The organism is Aeromonas sp. INTO2 (assembly GCF_049860605.1).
In the GTDB taxonomy this organism is placed as follows: domain Bacteria; phylum Pseudomonadota; class Gammaproteobacteria; order Enterobacterales; family Aeromonadaceae; genus Aeromonas; species Aeromonas caviae.
In genome coordinates, this window is record NZ_CP187588.1 from 2916803 (window position 1) to 2934031 (window position 17229).

The window sequence follows — 17229 nt, forward strand, 5'->3', positions numbered from 1 at the left end:
CGGTCAATGACCCAACAAAAAGGCCTCCGCAAGGGAGGCCTTTCTTATGGCAGCGCCAGAGGTGGCGACTTACTTCACGGTCACCCGGGCAAACTTGCGCTTGCCAACCTGGTAGACGGCGGTACCGACACCGATGAGGGCCTTGCCATCGTCCAGCTTCTCGCCATCAACCTTGACCGCGCCCTGCTTGATCATCCGCAGCGCTTCGGAGGTGGTGGCCACCAGATCGGCGTCTTTGAGCAGGTTGGCGATGGCCAGCCCTTCCCCTTCCAGTGCCAGCTCGACTTCCGGCATGTCGTCCGGAATGGCGTTCTTGGAGAAGCGCTGGGTGAAGTCTTCGTGGGCCGCTTCGGCCGCCGCCTCGTCGTGATAACGGGCGATGATCTCCTTGGCCAGCCAGATCTTCACGTCGCGTGGGTTAAGGGTGCCGGCAGCAATGCCTGCCTTGAACTCTTCAATCTCGGCGAGCGGACGGAAGGAGAGCAGCTCGTAGTAGTTCCACATCAGATCGTCGGTGATGGACATGATCTTGCCGAACATCTCCCCCGGGGCATCGTGCACGCCGATGTAGTTGGCAGCGGACTTGGACATCTTCTTGACACCGTCCAGGCCTACCAGCAGCGGCATCATCAGCACGCACTGGGTCGCCATGCCGGCATCTTTTTGCAGCTCGCGACCCATCAGCAGGTTGAACTTCTGATCGGTACCGCCGAGCTCGACGTCCGCCTTCAGCGCGACCGAGTCATAGCCTTGCAGCAGCGGATAGAGGAATTCGTGAATGGCGATGGACTGGCCGTTGCTGTAGCGCTTCTTGAAGTCGTCGCGCTCCATCATGCGGGCCACGGTCTGCTTGGCCGCCAGCTTGATCATGCCGGTCGCGCCCAGCTCACTCAGCCAGGTGGAGTTGTACTCGATGCGGGTCTTGGCCGGGTCGAGGATCTTGAACGCCTGCTCGGCATAGGTGAGGGCGTTGTGCTTGATGGCCTCTTCGGAGAGCGGCGGACGGGTGGCGTTCTTGCCGGAGGGGTCACCCACCATGGCGGTGAAGTCACCGATCAGCAGGATCACTTCATGGCCCAGATCCTGGAAGGTCTTCAGCTTGTTGAGGATCACGGTATGACCCAGGTGGATGTCCGGCGCGGTCGGGTCCATCCCCAGCTTGATGCGCAGCGGGCGCCCTTCCTTCAACTTGGCGATCAGTTCTTCTTCAACCAGAATTTCTTCCGCTCCGCGCTTGATCTCGGCTAGCGCCACCTCGAGCTGGGACATTTTTTGACTCTCCAATCACGATTCCACAGGGCCAGACATATTACTGGAATGGCGGGCCAATTGGAAAGGCGGTAAACTCCGACCTTCTTCCGGGTTCAACTTTGTCTGCTTCTCATGGTCCTTTGGCACGCCTTCAACTCTCTCCCTCACTGGCACCGCAAGATGGTGCTTATCCTGAGCATCATGGTGATGATGCTGGCGGCCTGGCCGAGCGAACAGGCAGTCGCCACCCGGGTCGATGACAACGACAACGAACTGGCCGTCGAGCAGCAGGTCGACGAGGAGGCGCAGCTGGCACGGGCCGAGCCCGTCACCCCGCCCAAACCGCGCTATGTCACCAGACAGGTGAAGGTGCGAAGCGGCGACAACATGGGGGTCATCTTCCAGCGCCTCGGCCTCAGCACCACGGATCTGCACCTCATCGACCAGCTCGAGGGCACGGATACCCTGCGCCTGCTCAAGCCCGGTCAGGAGCTCACCTTCAAGCTCACCAAGGGCGGCGAGCTGCACAGCCTCTACTACCCCCACAGCCTGGAGCAGGCGCTCAAGGTGAACCGCCGGGATGACGGCTTCGTGGCCAGGCCGGTGAAGATCGAGCTCGACACCCGCGAACAGGTGGCCCAGGGGGAGATCCGCTCCAGCTTCTGGGGCGCCGCCGTCGAAGCGGGCATGACGGAAGACCAGATCATGGATCTCGCCGCCATCTTCGGCTGGGACATCGACTTTGCCCAGGACCTGCAACCGGGGGACAGCTTCCGGGTGGTCTACCAGGACAAATATCAGGATGACGAGCGGGTTGCCTCCGGCGACATCCTGGCCGCCGAGTTCGTCAACCAGGGGGCCATCTACCGCGCCGTGCTGAATGAGGATGGCAACTACTACACCCCGGACGGCAAGGCGATGCGCAAAAGCTTCCTGCGCGCGCCGGTCAACTTCAAATACATCAGCTCCAACTTCAATCCGCGCCGCCTTCACCCGGTTACCGGCAAGGTGCGTCCCCACAACGGTATCGACTACGTGGCGCCGGTGGGGACCCCCATCATGGCGGCGGGCGGCGGCAGCGTGGTGGCCGCCGGCTACAACCAGTTCAACGGCAACTACGTCTTCATCAAGCACGCGGGCAACTACGTGACCAAGTACCTGCACCTCTCCAAGCGCACCGTCAACAAGGGGCAGCGAGTCAAGCAGGGGCAGACCATCGGCCTGCTCGGCGGCACTGGCCGGGTCACAGGCCCGCACCTGCACTATGAATTCGTGGTGGGCGGCGTGCACAAGAACCCGCGCACCCTCAACCTGCCCCAGGCGGAGTCTCTGAGCGGGCGGGCGCTGGCCAGCTTCAAGGCCCAGGCCATGCCCCAGCTGGCCAAGCTGGACAGCCCCGAGCTGCAACTGGCCAGAAACAAGGGCAACGGCGACGACAGCTGAGCGCTGTCGACCAAGGTGGAACACGGTATCAGACCGTTCCTCTGCACCACTGAAGAGGTGATGTCATGAGCGGGCCATATATCCGATTGATGTCGGGGACCAAGGCGGAACACGGTATCGAACCGTTCCTCTGCATCATTGAAAGGGGGTTGTCATGACTGAGCGCTATATAGGCTGGATGCCCGGTACCAGAGCGGGGCATGGCATCGAACCGTTCCCCTGCATCATTGAAAGGGGGTTGTCATGACGGAACGCTATATAGGCTTGATGTCCGGTACCAGCATGGACGGTATCGACGCCGTGCTGGTGCAGATCGAGGGGGATGCACTGCGGGTCGAGGCGGCCCTCTGCCATCCCTGGCCTGCCGATACGGCTCGCACCCTGCATGAGCTTTGCACCCCGGGGGAGAACGAAATCGACCGCATGGGGGTCGCCGACAACCTGGTGGCCCGCGAATTTGCCGCCGCCACCCAGGCCCTGCTCGCCAAGGCGGCGCTGACTCCCAAGGAGATTCGCGCCATCGGCAGTCACGGCCAGACCATACGCCACCGCCCTGCCCTCGGCTTTACCCTGCAGATCGGCAACGCGGCCCTGCTGGCGGCCCTGACCGGCATCGACGTGGTGGCCGATTTTCGCACCATGGACATGGCCCTCGGCGGTCAAGGGGCCCCCCTGGTGCCCGCCTTCCATCAGGCGCTCTTTGCCCGCCCCGACGCCCTTAGAGTGGTGCTGAACCTCGGCGGCATTGCCAATATCTCGGTGCTGCCCGGCCAGGCCGACGGGGGGGCGGGTTCAGGGGTATATGGCTTCGATACCGGCCCCGCCAACACCCTGCTCGACGGCTGGTATCGCCGCCACCAGCCCCACGGTGGCAGCTATGATGCCGGTGGCCAGTGGGCCGCCAGCGGCAGGCTTGTTCCTGCGCTGCTGGAGCAGTTGCTGGCTCACCCCTACTTCGCCGCCCCCGCCCCCAAGAGCACGGGGCGTGAGATGTTCACCCTCGACTGGCTCGACGGCGAGCTGGACGGCAGCGCATACGCCCCCGCAGATGTGCAGCGTACCCTGCAATCCCTCACCTGCCACAGCATCGCCCGCCAGTTGCCCGCCCACCGTGATGCGCCAACCCGGCCCGAGCTGTTTGTCTGCGGCGGCGGCGCCCACAACGCCCCGCTGCTGGCGGAGCTTGCTGCCCTGCTGCCCGACTGGCATCTGACCAGCACCGCCCAGCTCGGCCTTGCACCGGACTGGGTGGAAGGGGCCGCCTTTGCCTGGCTGGCACAACGCTTTATCCAGCGAAAGCCAGGCAACCTGCCTGTGGTGACCGGGGCGAGCCGCCCGGCGGTGCTGGGCGCCCTCTATCCCGCCTGAGCCGCTTCCCGAGCGCCCTCCCCCTAATGGAACAAGCCCGAACAGGTGCACCTGATCGGGCTTGTTGTTATGCCTGGCGCCAGATGGCGCAGACCCGTCACTCTGTGCTCCCTACCCGAGCCGCTCTTTCAACCTGGCCGCCTGCGCCTTGAAAGTCTCATAATCGGTGACATGCCGACTCCTGGCGGCGGTGATCCACTGCACGCCCGTCTCGTCGGCGTGGGAAAATTCGATGCAAAACTCATATTTCGCGCTGGAGAGCAGCCCCATCAGGGCGCCAGACAGAAACCCCACCAGGGGCAGGAAGAGCACGATGAGCCAGTTGCCCGCCTGCTCGTAGGAAGGGGTGAAGTAAAAGAGCACACTGGAGGTGACCACCCCCAGCAACAAGGTCTTCTTGAGCCTATCCATCCAGCCGAGTGCTTTTACCTGCACGCCGACGATGCGGCCCAGATCGTAGCGATCCTTGTTCACCCTCAGTGTGTTGTCCGACTGTTCAATGGCAATGGCCATCCTGATACTCCGTCCTGTTGGCTATGGCGATAAGGGGTTGCCGTGGCGGCCCCGGATTGTGCATCCCGTGATCATGACGGACCAGCAGCCAGCCACGGGGGCGATGGGCGACGCCTACCCCCAACAGGAACACACGCTGCGCATGGTATCGTATGGCGCCAAACATCAAAAGACGTTCACATCAAAAGGCGAGGTGGATCACCTTCTGCCCGACCCTTGTCCCCCGTGCAGCCGTTGGCTTTCCTGACCATCCTCTCATGGGCAAGGTAGCCGGGGAGCAGGGGTCAGTGAGATAACAGCCCCGTGATGACCATCAGCAGGGGCGGGCCGATGGGATGGCACCATGGGCCCGCACCTCGAGAGCACTCCCATGGCCCTAGTAGGCCCACTTCAGGAAACGGTTTACCTGGCGCTTGACCGGTGCACAGAGCGGCGGTTTGGGAGGCTCCAGGTTGATCTGTCTGCGGCCCACCCTGGCTTCGCCCCGCAGCAGGATCTGGAGATAGTGGGGGTGCTGGCGCTGGATGAAACGGGAGATCTCATGGGCCCAGGGTTTGGGGACTCCCCACAGGGTCGAGGCCAGGGCGCCGACGATACAGAAGAAAGCGGGCTCGTGCATGCCCATCCTGACGCCATTCTCCAGCGCCTCCTTGAAGGAGCCCGAATGGGCGATGCAGGTCATCACATTGACCATGAAGGCGGCATAGTCATCTTCCCCGCCGTGGCCCACCCTGGCCACCAACCCGGCCTGTGGCCTGTAGCCGAACTGGTGGTCGATGTGCTCAAGCACCGCATTGCGCTGGCGAATGACCTTGGCATAGAACATCAGCATGGCGGTACAGTCGAGCGCCTGGCTCAAGGCCGCCTGATGGGGATGGGTCTGGGTGGGACGGGGGGTGGTCAGCAGCGCGATCTCCTCCGAGATGGCGAGCAGACCGATGGGCACCGCCGTGCTGATAAAGGCAAGATCGATGGCGATCGCCAGGTCCTGGCCCTCCTCCATCCGGCCAATGACCACCTGCTCGGCAAAGAGGCGACGCTGGCGCTCGATAAAGGCGCCATAGATCAGGGCCCTGAACTTCTTCTGGGGATAGGGGGTATCGAGCAGGGTCTCCATGGTCAGGATGGCGGCACCGGTGCGACCGCGCAGTTGATAGTCGGGGGCGAGGGGGAAGTGCTTGCCTAGGCGGGGGGGTGGCCGAAACCCGCTGGTGCGGCTGTACATGTCACCCAGAATGAATCCAAGCATAAAACCTCCGAAGTCAGATGACGGGGATCGCGATGCGATCGCATGTGCCACTCCCGGGCAGATGAGTGCCGATCCGTGCTGCTCGTCGGCAGGGTCCCTGATTTCATTATTAATCATACAGTTAATAATCCACCCAAACCCCGACCCAGGTCGCAATAACGGCAGTTGATGACAAAAAGCACAAATAAGGGTGGTGCGGGGAAGATGAGCCGGCTGCATCGCAAGGAGTGCGGGATACGTCAGGGCGGCAAAGCAGGGCGGACTCCGGGGCCCCCTCACAGGGAGGGTCATGACAGGAGTGATATGCATCGGGGGGCGGCAAGTCGGGGCTGGCAAGGGGAAGGCCCCCTCCCCTTGCTTATGAGCCCTGCTGGCGGGCTGTGTTCGCGCCGCTGAAAAGATATGGCATAGGCGGTGTGGCGACCCGCCCATGTCAGCCTCCGCAGCAGGGGCTAAAAAGCGCCCTCTCTTTCTCCCGTATTTATGTCATGACCTGTTGCCATGCAAAGAGGGTGAATGTTATTTCAGTGTGCTCGCCGCAGCATATTTTGGCGGCGCTGAACAGAGCGTCGAGAGAGCAATAAATAGATAGCTATGCAAAACCGGGAGAATAAGCTGCAATGTCGCCAAAAGTATTAACGGAGGATTCACAGGCTGTAACCCTGATGCGCGACAATATGGCGCTATCTGGTTCCACTTTCATGGTAAAGCGGGATCATCATCACCTTTATTTGCCATGCCCGTCATGAATTGAATCGCAAAATGAATATATTCCACTCTGTTGAGCCACTTCATAGAAACAGGATCCCGGTTTGCATCCCCGGATAACCGCCCCCTAGAATTCTCCCGTCTGAATCACCAGGCCAATTTCTCTCCCTTGTCTGTTGCACGCGCTGTCTGCATCGAAACAGGGCTCGACGCTGTGATGATCGTTCTCCTTTTCTCCGTCGCCCTGCGGCGGGAACGGGCAACTGTTGCCGCAATATCACGAGTCATCAGCGTGCCGTATTCGGCCAGGGAAGAACAATGCGGCCCGGACCCTACATCAAAAACGAAAAAGGAGTATCGCCATGAATGGTACCATCATCAAATCCGCCAGAAATACCCCCAATGCCCCTCAGGATCTGGGGCCCTATACCCAGAGCGTGGCCTTCTCCCACTACAACAATATTGCCGCCCAGCTCCCGGTCGATCCGAAAACGGGCGCGCTGGTCGCAGGGGATATCCAGGCGCAGGCCTTAACCATCCCCTCGTATGAGCGAGGCGTGGCGCGGCTTCTGAGGTATGATCGCCATCCTTGACCAGCTAATACCCGACAGATAATCGCCATGTTTAACCACGATCTAATCCTCAACCACATCAACGAGATATTTGGACAGGACATGCATGCCAAGCGTGTTCTTTCCCTGGCCAATGCAACCCTCGGGGTTATCGAATCCGGTTCGCTGGCCATCCACGCCATCGGGAATGGTCTCTCCTTGGCCAATGGTCTCGAGCGCAAACATGCGGTGAAACAGGTGGACCGCCTGCTCACTAACACCAAGCTCAACGTCTGGAGCCTCTTTGACGATTGGGTTCCCTATGTGGTCGGTGAACGCACCGAGATCGTGGTATCCATGGACTGGACCGAATTCGATGCCGATGATCACAGCACCTTGGTTATCAGCCTGCAAACCAACCATGGCCGCAGTACTCCGCTGCTGTGGAAAACCCATCGAAAATCGTTGCTCAAAGGGCAACGCAATGCCCATGAGAAAGAGCTGCTCACCAAACTCAAGCAGACCCTGCCAGAAGGTATCTTCGTGACGGTAGTCGCTGACCGTGGGTTTGGTTACATGGAGCTGTTCGAGCGCCTGGAACAAGAGCTAGGCTTTGCCTATATCATTAGATTTAAAGGAAATATTTTGGTTGGTTACTCTGGTGGAGAGCAGGTTCCCGCCCGCGACTGGCTAACGCCGACCGGGCGCACCCGAACCCTCAAGGAGGTGGAGCTCACTGGGCAACGACAGCCTGTCGAGCGGGTCTATTGTTGTCACAAGAGTGGCATGAAAGACGCGTGGTTTCTGGCCAGTAACCGGACCGATCTGAGTGCCGCCAAGGCGTTGCAACTATACGGCCAGCGCTGGGGTATCGAGACCAGTTTTCGGGATATCAAAGATTACAAATTCGGCATGGGTATGGGAGATGTGCACATCAGTAATCCGGTCCGGCGTGACCGACTGTTTTTGTTCAGTGCCTTGGCCATCGTCTTGCTGACGCTGCTGGGTAAGGCTGGAGACAGTGTCGGTCTAGAGAGAACGATCAAGGTCAATACCAGCAAGAGCCGAACCTATTCGTTCTTTCGGCAAGGGGTCATCTATTACCAGTTGCTGCCTAAAATGAAAGAAGCCAATGCGGTCTTGTTGATGGATAAATTTATCTACTACCTGAAGCAACACCGCTTATATACCCGCACACTTGGAATTATTTGAGTCTCTAAAAATGAGGGGATCTCTGAGGGCGCAGGCCAGACAGTGTCTCACCAATATCCAGGCCATCGTCGAGAGCATTGGCCACGGCATGGAGGACATGGTGAAGGTGACCCTGTTCCTCGCGGACATCGCCGACCTCGATGCCGTCAACGCCGTCTATCGGGAATTCTTCCCCCACTCGCTGCCGACCCGCACAGTGCTCGCCGTCGCCAGTCTGCCGCTCGGCGCCAGGGTGCAGATGGACGCCCTGCTCTCCAACGGGGAAGGCACCTTCCCCCAGGCTCCCTGCCCGCTGCTCAAACTCGCCCGCAATAGCGACCACGCCCCGCAGGATCCGCTCTCCAGCCAGAGCGTCGCCTTCTCCCATTACAACAATATCGGTGCCCAGCTGCCCCTCAACCCCGCATCCGGCGCTCTGGTTGACGGTGGCATTCGCGAACAGGCGGCCCAGTGCCTGCGCAATATCAAAACCGTGCTGGAGAGCATCGACGTGCCCTTCGACGATATCGTCAAGGTGACTGTCTATCTTACCAATCTGGCGGATATCGACGCCGTCAACGAGGTCTACACCACCTTCTTCCCGGATTCCGCCATCGCCCGTGCCGTCGCCTATCTGCCGGCCCGCAGCGTGATCGCGGCCTCTGCCCTGCCGCTGGGTGCCCGGGTGCAGATGGATGCGGTCATCTCCCACGGTGACGGCACCCCGCCCCAGCTGGTGGAAGACAGGCACAACCTGGTGATCCGTGCCCGCAATACCGACAAGGCGCCGAGAAGCCCGCTGCATACCCAGAGCGTCGCCTTCTCCCACTACAACCATATCGCCGGCCAGTTGCCGCTCGACATGACCACCGGCAAGGTGCTGACCGGTTGCGTCAAGGAGCAGACCGCCCAGTGCCTCGGCCATATCAAGACCATCGTCGAGAGCATCGGCCATGTGATGGACGATATCGTCAAGGTCAATATCCAGGTGAAGAACATCGCGGATCTGGCGGACGTGGATGCCATCTACGCCAAATATTTCCCGGGCTATCTGCCTGCCCGCACCGTGATTGGCGTGAGCGAGCTGCCCGCCGGCGCCCTGGTGCAGATGGATGCGGTGATGTCCAACGCGGAAAGCACACCGCCGCAGGTGTAAGTTTTTCGCTCAAAAAAAAGAGACCGGCTATATGCCGGTCTCTTTTTATCTAACAGGAGGGGGGATTATTTTTATGCATCTTCTTAAAGAACGCGAACGTCCGATTACGCTTCGCTAATCGAACCTACTAGCCAGATTTCATTTTATATTAAACAGATCATTCCTAGCTATTTTCGCTATATTCACTTCAAGTGCCTTTATACTTAAAACTGCACGTTCAAAACCATCTTTACCATCATATTCTCCTGCTGCATCACTTACAAGAGAACGTATTCTTTTTATTTCATCCGCTTTTCTATCATCCAAAATCAATTCGGAAAGTGACTCTATTCTAGCCATATCCTCAAATATTGAGGCTGTTCGTTTTAGTCTCTCATCAGCAACACTCATTTTAATATTATTCTTGAGCTCACCATTACTATCATACATATCATTTGACATTACCCCAATCAAAGTCCTCCATGTAGACAATGCTGTAAGTATGTCCGTATATATAGATAGCTTTAATTCCCACTTTTTACTTTCAACTCTTGAATTATTAGCAACTTCAAATTTAACCGACTCTGTTACTTCTGTTAATTTTTGTGTTTGATGCGATAATTCGTCCAGATCTTCTTTAGTGGCATAGTGTTGCCCTTTCGTTTTTGCGTATGATGATAGAAATGCACCGATAAAACCAGAGATAAGGCTGATCAATAATATTGAAATATAAGTGACATTGTTCAGAGATATTCCTTTCTCCAATAAAGAGTTAACAATTACTATAACGTCATTTTCTGTCACATCTATTCTCCATATAGAAAATTAACGATAAAAAAACGCCTCCATAAGGAGGCGTTTTTAATTTAAAAGACTTTGGATTACAAGGACTCTGCGGTCGCAACCACGTTTTCCACGGTAAAGCCGAATTCCTTGAACAGCAGCTCGGCCGGGGCGGACTCACCGAAGGTGCGCATGCCGATGATTTTGCCGCCGAAACCGACGTACTTGTACCAGTAGTCAGCGATGCCCGCTTCGATGGCCACACGCTTGGTGACGGACATCGGCAGGACGGACTCTTTGTACTCGGCAGACTGGGCGTCGAACACGTCGGTAGACGGGATGGAGACCACGCGCACGGCACGGCCCTTGGCAGTCAGCTGCTCATAGGCGGCCACGGCCAGCTCCACTTCGGAACCGGTGGCGATCAGGATCAGTTCCGGGGTACCGGCGCAATCCTTCAGCACGTAACCACCCTTGGCGGCATCGGCCAGTTGCTGGGCGGTGCGGTCCATCTGGGCCAGGTTCTGACGGGAGAAGATCAGGGAGGTCGGGCCGTCGGTACGCTCGATGGCGTGTTTCCAGGCGATGGCGGACTCTACCTGGTCACACGGGCGCCAGGTGCTCATGTTCGGGGTCAGACGCAGGGAGGCGATCTGCTCGACCGGCTGGTGAGTCGGACCATCTTCACCCAGACCGATGGAGTCGTGGGTGTAGACGAAGATGGCGCGCTGCTTCATCAGGGCGGCCATGCGCAGGGCGTTGCGGGCGTACTCCATGAACATCAGGAAGGTGGCGCCGTAGGGGATGAAACCACCGTGCAGGGCGATGCCGTTCATGATGGCGGACATGCCGAACTCGCGCACGCCGTAGTGGATGTAGTTGCCTGCGGCGCTCTCGGGAGTCAGGGACTTGGAGCCGGACCACATGGTCAGGTTGGACGGCGCGAGATCCGCAGAGCCGCCCATGAATTCCGGCAGCAGCTTGCCGAAGGCTTCCAGGGAGTTCTGGGAGGCCTTGCGGGTCGCGATCTTGGCCGGGTTGGCCTGCAGGGTTTCGATGATCTTGGCGGATTCCGCGGCCCAGTTGGCCGGCAGCTCGCCAGTGGTGCGGCGCTTGAACTCGGCAGCCAGGGCCGGGTGAGCGGCTTCATAGGCGGCAAACTTGGCAGCCCAGTCGGATTCGAGCTTGGCGCCCTTCTCCTGACCGTTCCACTCGGCGGCGATGTCGGACGGGATGACGAACGGCGCGTGGTCCCACTTCAGGAAGGCACGGGCGGCGGCGATCTCGTCGTTGCCCAGCGGTGCGCCGTGGCAGTCGTGGGAGCCGGACTTGTTCGGGGAACCGTAACCGATGATGGTGCGGCAGCAGATCAGGGTCGGCTTGCCGGTCTCGGCCTTGGCGGCTTCGATGGCGGCGTTGATGGCTTCCGGGTTGTGACCGTCAACGGCCGGGATGACGTGCCAGCCGTAGGCTTCGAAGCGCTTGGGAGTGTCGTCGGTGAACCAGCCTTCTACGTGACCGTCGATGGAGATGCCGTTGTCATCCCAGAACGCGATCAGCTTGCCCAGGCCCAGGGTGCCGGCCAGGGAGCAGGCTTCGTGGGAGATACCTTCCATCAGGCAGCCATCGCCCATGAAGGCGTAGGTGTAGTGGTCGACGATGTCGTGACCCGGCTGGTTGAACTGCTCGGCCATGGCCTTCTCGGCAATCGCCATGCCCACAGCGTTGGTGATGCCCTGACCCAGCGGGCCGGTGGTGGTTTCAACGCCCGGCGCATAACCGTACTCCGGGTGACCCGGGGTGCGAGAGTGCAGTTGGCGGAAGTTTTTCAGATCGTCGATGGAGAGGTCATAACCGGAGAGGTGCAGCAGGGAGTACAGCAGCATGGAGCCGTGGCCGTTGGAGAGGATGAAACGGTCGCGGTCGGCCCACTTGGGGTTGTTCGGGTTGTGTTTGAGGTGGCTGCGCCACAGCACTTCAGCGATATCCGCCATTCCCATGGGGGCGCCCGGGTGACCGGAGTTGGCTTTTTGAACGGCATCCATACTCAATGCACGAATGGCATTGGCAAGCTCTTTACGAGAAGGCATCTGTATCTCCTGCGATTGCTTCATTTGATGGCCAAGATTAAGGCGCGTTATTGTCCCAGCAGGGGGCGCGGCGTGCAAATATTATCTGGGCGAATAAAGTGGCTTTGGGAGCACAATCGCTTTTCTGGGCGGGGAAAACGATTCAATCCGCCCCCTGCCTTACCTCCATGGAGGTGGATCCCTTCCCCATCCCGCCCCGGGCGGCTCCACCCCCAAATAGTGCTGGCAATCACCGGATGACCTATTTAAAATAGACGTCCAGATGTAGATACCTCTACAGTCATCCTGTCATTATCCGGTTATGGCCAAGGCGATAACCCTTACGAATCGAGAACCAAACATGGCAAAGCTGTTTACTTCCGAGTCGGTCTCCGAAGGCCATCCCGATAAAATCGCCGACCAGATCTCCGATGCGGTGCTGGACGCCATCCTGCAGCAGGACACCAAGGCGCGCGTCGCCTGCGAAACCCTGGTCAAGACCGGCATGGTGATGGTAGCCGGCGAAGTGACCACCTCTGCCTGGGTCGACATCGAACAGATCGTGCGCGACACCGTGCGCGAGATTGGTTACACCCACTCCGACATGGGCTTCGACGCCGACTCCTGCGCCGTGCTGAACGCCATTGGCAAACAGTCTCCGGACATCAACCAGGGCGTCGACCGTACCGACCCGCTGGAGCAAGGTGCCGGTGACCAGGGCCTGATGTTCGGCTACGCCACCAACGAAACCGACGTGCTGATGCCCGCGCCCATCACCTACTCCCACCTGCTGGTGAAGCGTCAGGCTGAAGTGCGCAAGAACGGCACCCTGCCGTGGCTGCGTCCGGACGCCAAGAGCCAGCTGACCTTCGCCTACGACGACGCAGGCAAGATCCTGGGTGTCGATGCCGTGGTGCTCTCCACCCAGCATTGCGACTCCATCAGCCACAGCGATCTGGTGGAAGCGGTGCGCGAAGAGATCATCAAGCCGGTGCTGCCCGCCGAGTGGATCAACAAGGACACCAAGTACTTCATCAACCCGACCGGCCGTTTCGTCATCGGCGGCCCCATGGGTGACTGCGGTCTGACCGGTCGCAAGATCATCGTCGACACCTACGGCGGCATGGCCCGTCACGGTGGTGGCGCCTTCTCCGGCAAGGATCCGTCCAAGGTGGACCGCTCCGCCGCCTACGCCGCCCGCTACGTGGCCAAGAACATCGTGGCCGCAGGTCTCGCGGATCGCTGTGAAGTGCAGGTCTCCTACGCCATCGGCGTGGCCGAGCCCACCTCCATCAGCGTCGAAACTTTCGGCACCGGCAAGGTGGCCGAAGCCCTGCTGGTCAAGCTGGTGCGCGAGTTCTTCGAGCTGCGCCCCTATGGCCTCATCGAGATGCTGGATCTGAAGCGTCCGATCTACCAGGCAACCGCCGCTTACGGCCACTTCGGCCGCGACGAGTTCCCCTGGGAGAAGACCGACAAGGCCGAGCTGCTGCGCGCTGCCGCTGGCCTGTAAGGCTCGAGGTTGTGATAAAAGGGGAGCCTGGCTCCCCTTTTGCTTTTGTGTCCGTCCCGAGGATCCCATGCCTGCCACTGCTACCCGGCTTGACCCCGCCCTCATCGAGACGCTGCTCGCGCGCGTCGAGGCCTGCTTTGTGCAGGCTGAAACGCGCCTTGGCCGCACCTTTCCCCGCCCGCAAGTCCATTGCAACATGCGGGGCCGGGCGGCAGGGTCGGCGCGGCTGCAAACCTGGGAGCTGCGTTTCAATCCGGCGCTCTATCAGGCCAATCAGCAGGCGTTTCTCAGGGAAGTGGTGCCCCACGAGGTGGCGCACCTGCTGGTCTATGCGCTCTGGGGAGAGGGGCGCGGCAAGAGCCGGGTACTGCCCCACGGCCACCAGTGGCAGTCGGTGATGCGGGAGCTGTTCGGCCTCGAACCCAGCACCACCCACAGCTTCGATCTGGGGGTGCTGGCCCAGCGCACCTTCGTGTATGCCTGCGCCTGCCAGCAGCATCCCCTCTCGGTGCGCCGCCACAACAAGGTGATGCGCGGCGAGGCCCGCTATCACTGCCGCCGCTGTCGCCAGCCCCTGGTGTGGCAGCGCGACACGACGGCGGATTGAGTCACCCCGTGTCGCGCTCCTGTGATAGGGTGCGCGCTTACTTCATTCAACTGTCTCATTGCCAAGGATATTCATGTTTCGCCCTCTGCTCTCCCTCTGCCTGGCCCTGCTGGTCAGCGCCCCGGCCCATGCCGACAACATCCAGACCTTTCGCGCCGCCAAGCAGGATCTGAACAAGCTCTACCAGAGCCACCCCGTCACCTTCTACTGCGGCTGCAACATCAAGTTCAGCGGCAAGAAGATGGCCCCCGACTGGGAGAGCTGCGGCTACCTGCCGCGCAAGCAGGCCGAGCGGGCCTCCCGCATCGAATGGGAGCACGTGGTGCCCGCCTGGGAGTTCGGCCACCAGCTCCAGTGCTGGCAGGACGGGGGTCGCAAGAATTGCGGCAAGAGCGACGAGTTCAACAGGATGGAGGGAGACATGCACAACCTCTTCCCCGCCATCGGCGAGGTGAACGGTGATCGGGCGAACTTCCGCTTCAGCGACTGGAACGGCAAACCGAACCAGTACGGCAAGTGCCAGATGCTGGTGGACTTCAAGGAGCGCCAGGTGCAGCCGCCCAAGGGGCCGGTGCGTGGCCAGATCGCCCGCGCCTACCTCTACATGAGCCAGCAGTACGGACTGCGTCTGGCGGCCCAGCAGCGCAAGCTTTACGAAGCCTGGGACAGGCAGTATCCGGCTGATCGCTGGGAGTGCGAGCGCAACCGCCGTATCGGCAAGCTGCAGGGCAATACCAATCCCTTCATTGAAAAGCAGTGCCAATAACCCCATTTGACCAGGGAGGGGGTGCGTCCCCCTCATCCTGAATCCCTTCACTCTCTATCTCGCGAGCCTTGCTCGCCGCCGTGCAGTAGGGTATTGAAGGGTTTCCAAGCAAGAGACTGACTATCAGCCATGCGCATTCCACGTATCTATGAACCGGCCAGCCTGCAGGTGGGCCAGACCCTCGCCCTGTCGGAAGACGGTGCCAATCACATCGGCCGCGTGCTGCGCATGCAGCCGGGCCAGCAGCTCGAGCTGTTCAACGGCGACGGCCACCAGTACCCCGCCACCATCACGAGTGTGGGCAAGAAGTCCGTTGAGGTGACCATCGACAGTTGCGAGACCCGCTCGGTGGAGTCACCGCTGGCCATCCACCTGGGTCAGGTGATCAGCCGCGGCGACAAGATGGACTTCACCATCCAGAAATCCGTGGAGCTCGGCGTCACCTGCATAACTCCCCTCTTCTCCGAGCGCTGCGGCGTCAAGCTGCCCGCCGATCGGCTGGAGAAAAAGCGCGAGCAGTGGCAGAAGGTGGTGATCAGTGCCTGCGAGCAGTGCGGTCGCAATACCGTGCCCGAGGTGCGCATGCCGATGGAGCTGGACGCCTGGCTGGCGGAAGAGACCCAGGAGCTCAAGCTCAACCTGCACCCGCGCGCCCCTTACAGCATCAACACCCTGCCCATCCCCGAGCACGGCGTGCGCCTGCTGATCGGCCCGGAAGGGGGCTTGTCCGGCGACGAGATCGCCCGTACCGTGCAGGAAGATTTCAAGGAGATGCTGCTGGGGCCGCGGGTGCTGCGCACCGAAACCGCCGCCCTGACGGCGATTACTGCGCTTCAGTGCCGCTTTGGCGATCTGGCCTGACAGCCGACCCCACCCCGGCCCTCCCCTTCGCAGGGGAGGGAGCAACAGGCCCCTCCCCCTTGTGAAGGGGGAGGCAGGGAGGGGGTCATCACATCCAATCGAGCCATTAGGAAGGAAACTCGGATGACCATTAAACTCGGCATCGTGATGGACCCCATCTCGGCCATCAACATCAAGAAGGACTCCAGCTTCGCCATGCTCGAAGAGGCGCAAAAGCGCGGCTACGAGCTGTTCTATCTGGAGATGAAGGATCTCTACATGGAGGCCGGTCGCGCCTTCGGTACCATGCGCCCGCTCACCGTCAAATATGACTATGCCGACTGGTACACGCTGGGCGAGGTGGTGGATCAGCCGCTCTCCAGCCTGGACGTGATCCTGATGCGCAAGGATCCCCCCTTCGACACCGAGTTCATCTACGCCACCTACATGCTGGAGCGGGCCGAGGATGAGGGTTGCCTCATCGTCAACAAGCCCCAGAGCCTGCGCGACGCCAACGAGAAGCTCTACACCGCCTGGTTTGCCGAGCACACCCCGACCACACTCGTCACTCGCAGAGCCGACAAGCTGCGGGCTTTCCACGCCAAGCACAAGGACGTCATCCTCAAGCCGCTCGACGGCATGGGCGGCGCCTCCATCTTCCGCATGAAGGAGGATGACGCCAACGTCGGCGTCATCATCGAGACATTAACCTCTCACGGCAGCCAGTACTGCATGGCGCAGACCTATCTGCCTGCCATCAAGGATGGCGACAAGCGGGTGCTGGTGGTGGACGGCGAGCCGGTACCCTACTGCCTGGCCCGCATCCCGGCGCAAGGGGAGACCCGTGGCAACCTGGCGGCCGGTGGCCGTGGCGAGGCGCGCCCCCTGAGCGAGGCGGACTGGGCCATCGCCCGCGCAGTGGGCCCGACCCTGAAAGAGAAGGGGCTCATCTTCGTCGGCCTCGACATCATCGGCGATCGCCTGACCGAGATTAACGTCACCAGCCCTACCTGCATCCGCGAGATTGAGGCGGCCTTCGACGTCTCCATTACCGGCATGCTGATGGACGCCATCGAGCGCCGGCTGGGCCGCTGACCCCTTCCCCAGCGACCCGTTGCCGCAGCGAGGAAACACACACAAGGGGCCGTGAAGGCCCCTTTGACTGCCGGCAAAAAGCGGTTTTGCCCGCCGCCATCAACTGCCATAATCACCCCAAATACCTTTGCACGCTAAGAGATACAT

Annotated in this window: 13 protein-coding genes and 2 pseudogenes; 10 read left to right on the plus strand and 5 right to left on the minus strand. The window is 60.4% G+C overall.

Annotation, left to right across the window (positions count from 1 at the left end):
• Positions 1–69 precede the first annotated feature (69 nt).
• Positions 70–1269, minus strand: a complete 1200-nt coding sequence (gene tyrS, locus ACPW74_RS13690; protein WP_160838986.1) for a tyrosine--tRNA ligase — start codon at positions 1267–1269, stop codon at positions 70–72.
• A 114-nt stretch (positions 1270–1383) separates the two neighbouring features.
• On the opposite strand from tyrS, the gene ACPW74_RS13695 reads away from it, so the two are divergent.
• Positions 1384–2694 (plus strand): peptidoglycan DD-metalloendopeptidase family protein, encoded by a 1311-nt coding sequence (locus ACPW74_RS13695; RefSeq protein WP_200164641.1) that lies wholly within the window; start codon positions 1384–1386, stop codon positions 2692–2694.
• A gap of 243 nt (positions 2695–2937) precedes the next feature.
• On the plus strand, positions 2938–4062 hold the full coding sequence (locus ACPW74_RS13700) for an anhydro-N-acetylmuramic acid kinase (protein ID WP_319892710.1): 1125 nt from the start codon (positions 2938–2940) through the stop codon (positions 4060–4062).
• A gap of 111 nt (positions 4063–4173) precedes the next feature.
• Here ACPW74_RS13700 and ACPW74_RS13705 read toward each other — a convergent pair whose 3' ends face one another.
• Positions 4174–4575 carry a hypothetical protein gene (locus ACPW74_RS13705; protein ID WP_234887600.1) on the minus strand — a complete coding sequence of 134 codons (402 nt, stop codon included), beginning with the start codon at positions 4573–4575 and terminating at the stop codon, positions 4174–4176.
• Positions 4576–4951: 376 nt separating this feature from the next.
• Positions 4952–5824, minus strand: coding sequence for a hypothetical protein (locus tag ACPW74_RS13710; RefSeq protein WP_319892712.1), 873 nt, complete (start codon positions 5822–5824; stop codon positions 4952–4954).
• Positions 5825–6894: 1070 nt separating this feature from the next.
• Between ACPW74_RS13710 and ACPW74_RS13715 the strand changes: the two are divergent.
• From ACPW74_RS13715 to ACPW74_RS13725, 3 genes and pseudogenes are all read left to right on the plus strand, one after another.
• Positions 6895–7062: pseudogene (locus ACPW74_RS13715) on the plus strand (reactive intermediate/imine deaminase); the annotation flags it as partial.
• A 90-nt stretch (positions 7063–7152) separates the two neighbouring features.
• Positions 7153–8295, plus strand: a complete 1143-nt coding sequence (locus ACPW74_RS13720; protein ID WP_041205622.1) for an IS4 family transposase — start codon at positions 7153–7155, stop codon at positions 8293–8295.
• A 16-nt stretch (positions 8296–8311) separates the two neighbouring features.
• A pseudogene (locus ACPW74_RS13725) lies at positions 8312–9430 on the plus strand (RidA family protein); the annotation flags it as partial.
• Between the two features lie 138 nt (positions 9431–9568).
• Here the strand turns inward: ACPW74_RS13725 and ACPW74_RS13730 are convergent.
• Both ACPW74_RS13730 and tkt read right to left on the minus strand, forming a co-directional pair.
• Positions 9569–10213, minus strand: a complete 645-nt coding sequence (locus tag ACPW74_RS13730; protein WP_201964388.1) for a hypothetical protein — start codon at positions 10211–10213, stop codon at positions 9569–9571.
• 77 nt (positions 10214–10290) lie between these two features.
• Positions 10291–12282, minus strand: coding sequence for a transketolase (tkt, locus tag ACPW74_RS13735; RefSeq protein WP_041212595.1), 1992 nt, complete (start codon positions 12280–12282; stop codon positions 10291–10293).
• 340 nt (positions 12283–12622) lie between these two features.
• On the opposite strand from tkt, the gene metK reads away from it, so the two are divergent.
• The 5 genes from metK (at position 12623) to gshB (ending at position 17082) form a co-directional block, all read left to right on the plus strand.
• On the plus strand, positions 12623–13774 hold the full coding sequence (gene metK, locus ACPW74_RS13740) for a methionine adenosyltransferase (RefSeq protein WP_010673869.1): 1152 nt from the start codon (positions 12623–12625) through the stop codon (positions 13772–13774).
• 67 nt (positions 13775–13841) lie between these two features.
• Entirely contained in the window at positions 13842–14381 is a 540-nt protein-coding gene (locus ACPW74_RS13745; protein WP_244053535.1) for a SprT family zinc-dependent metalloprotease, read from the plus strand.
• Between the two features lie 73 nt (positions 14382–14454).
• A complete protein-coding gene (locus ACPW74_RS13750; protein ID WP_039040144.1) occupies positions 14455–15147 on the plus strand; it encodes an endonuclease in 693 nt (230 codons plus the stop codon).
• A gap of 129 nt (positions 15148–15276) precedes the next feature.
• Entirely contained in the window at positions 15277–16008 is a 732-nt protein-coding gene (gene rsmE / locus ACPW74_RS13755) for a 16S rRNA (uracil(1498)-N(3))-methyltransferase (protein WP_041212593.1), read from the plus strand.
• Between the two features lie 123 nt (positions 16009–16131).
• Positions 16132–17082 (plus strand): glutathione synthase, encoded by a 951-nt coding sequence (gshB, locus tag ACPW74_RS13760; protein ID WP_052815123.1) that lies wholly within the window; start codon positions 16132–16134, stop codon positions 17080–17082.
• Positions 17083–17229 lie beyond the last annotated feature (147 nt).

What these genes read in the sequence shown, in the direction of transcription:
- tyrS (WP_160838986.1), bottom strand. Translation starts at nt 1,269, where the DNA reads ATGTCCCAGCTCGAGGTGGCGCTAGCCGAGATCAAGCGCGGAGCGGAA.
- ACPW74_RS13695 (WP_200164641.1), top strand. Translation starts at nt 1,384, where the DNA reads ATGGTCCTTTGGCACGCCTTCAACTCTCTCCCTCACTGGCACCGCAAG.
- ACPW74_RS13700 (WP_319892710.1), top strand. Translation starts at nt 2,938, where the DNA reads ATGACGGAACGCTATATAGGCTTGATGTCCGGTACCAGCATGGACGGT.
- ACPW74_RS13705 (WP_234887600.1), bottom strand. Translation starts at nt 4,575, where the DNA reads ATGGCCATTGCCATTGAACAGTCGGACAACACACTGAGGGTGAACAAG.
- ACPW74_RS13710 (WP_319892712.1), bottom strand. Translation starts at nt 5,824, where the DNA reads ATGCTTGGATTCATTCTGGGTGACATGTACAGCCGCACCAGCGGGTTT.
- ACPW74_RS13720 (WP_041205622.1), top strand. Translation starts at nt 7,153, where the DNA reads ATGTTTAACCACGATCTAATCCTCAACCACATCAACGAGATATTTGGA.
- tkt (WP_041212595.1), bottom strand. Translation starts at nt 12,282, where the DNA reads ATGCCTTCTCGTAAAGAGCTTGCCAATGCCATTCGTGCATTGAGTATG.
- metK (WP_010673869.1), top strand. Translation starts at nt 12,623, where the DNA reads ATGGCAAAGCTGTTTACTTCCGAGTCGGTCTCCGAAGGCCATCCCGAT.
- ACPW74_RS13745 (WP_244053535.1), top strand. Translation starts at nt 13,842, where the DNA reads ATGCCTGCCACTGCTACCCGGCTTGACCCCGCCCTCATCGAGACGCTG.
- ACPW74_RS13750 (WP_039040144.1), top strand. Translation starts at nt 14,455, where the DNA reads ATGTTTCGCCCTCTGCTCTCCCTCTGCCTGGCCCTGCTGGTCAGCGCC.
- rsmE (WP_041212593.1), top strand. Translation starts at nt 15,277, where the DNA reads ATGCGCATTCCACGTATCTATGAACCGGCCAGCCTGCAGGTGGGCCAG.
- gshB (WP_052815123.1), top strand. Translation starts at nt 16,132, where the DNA reads ATGACCATTAAACTCGGCATCGTGATGGACCCCATCTCGGCCATCAAC.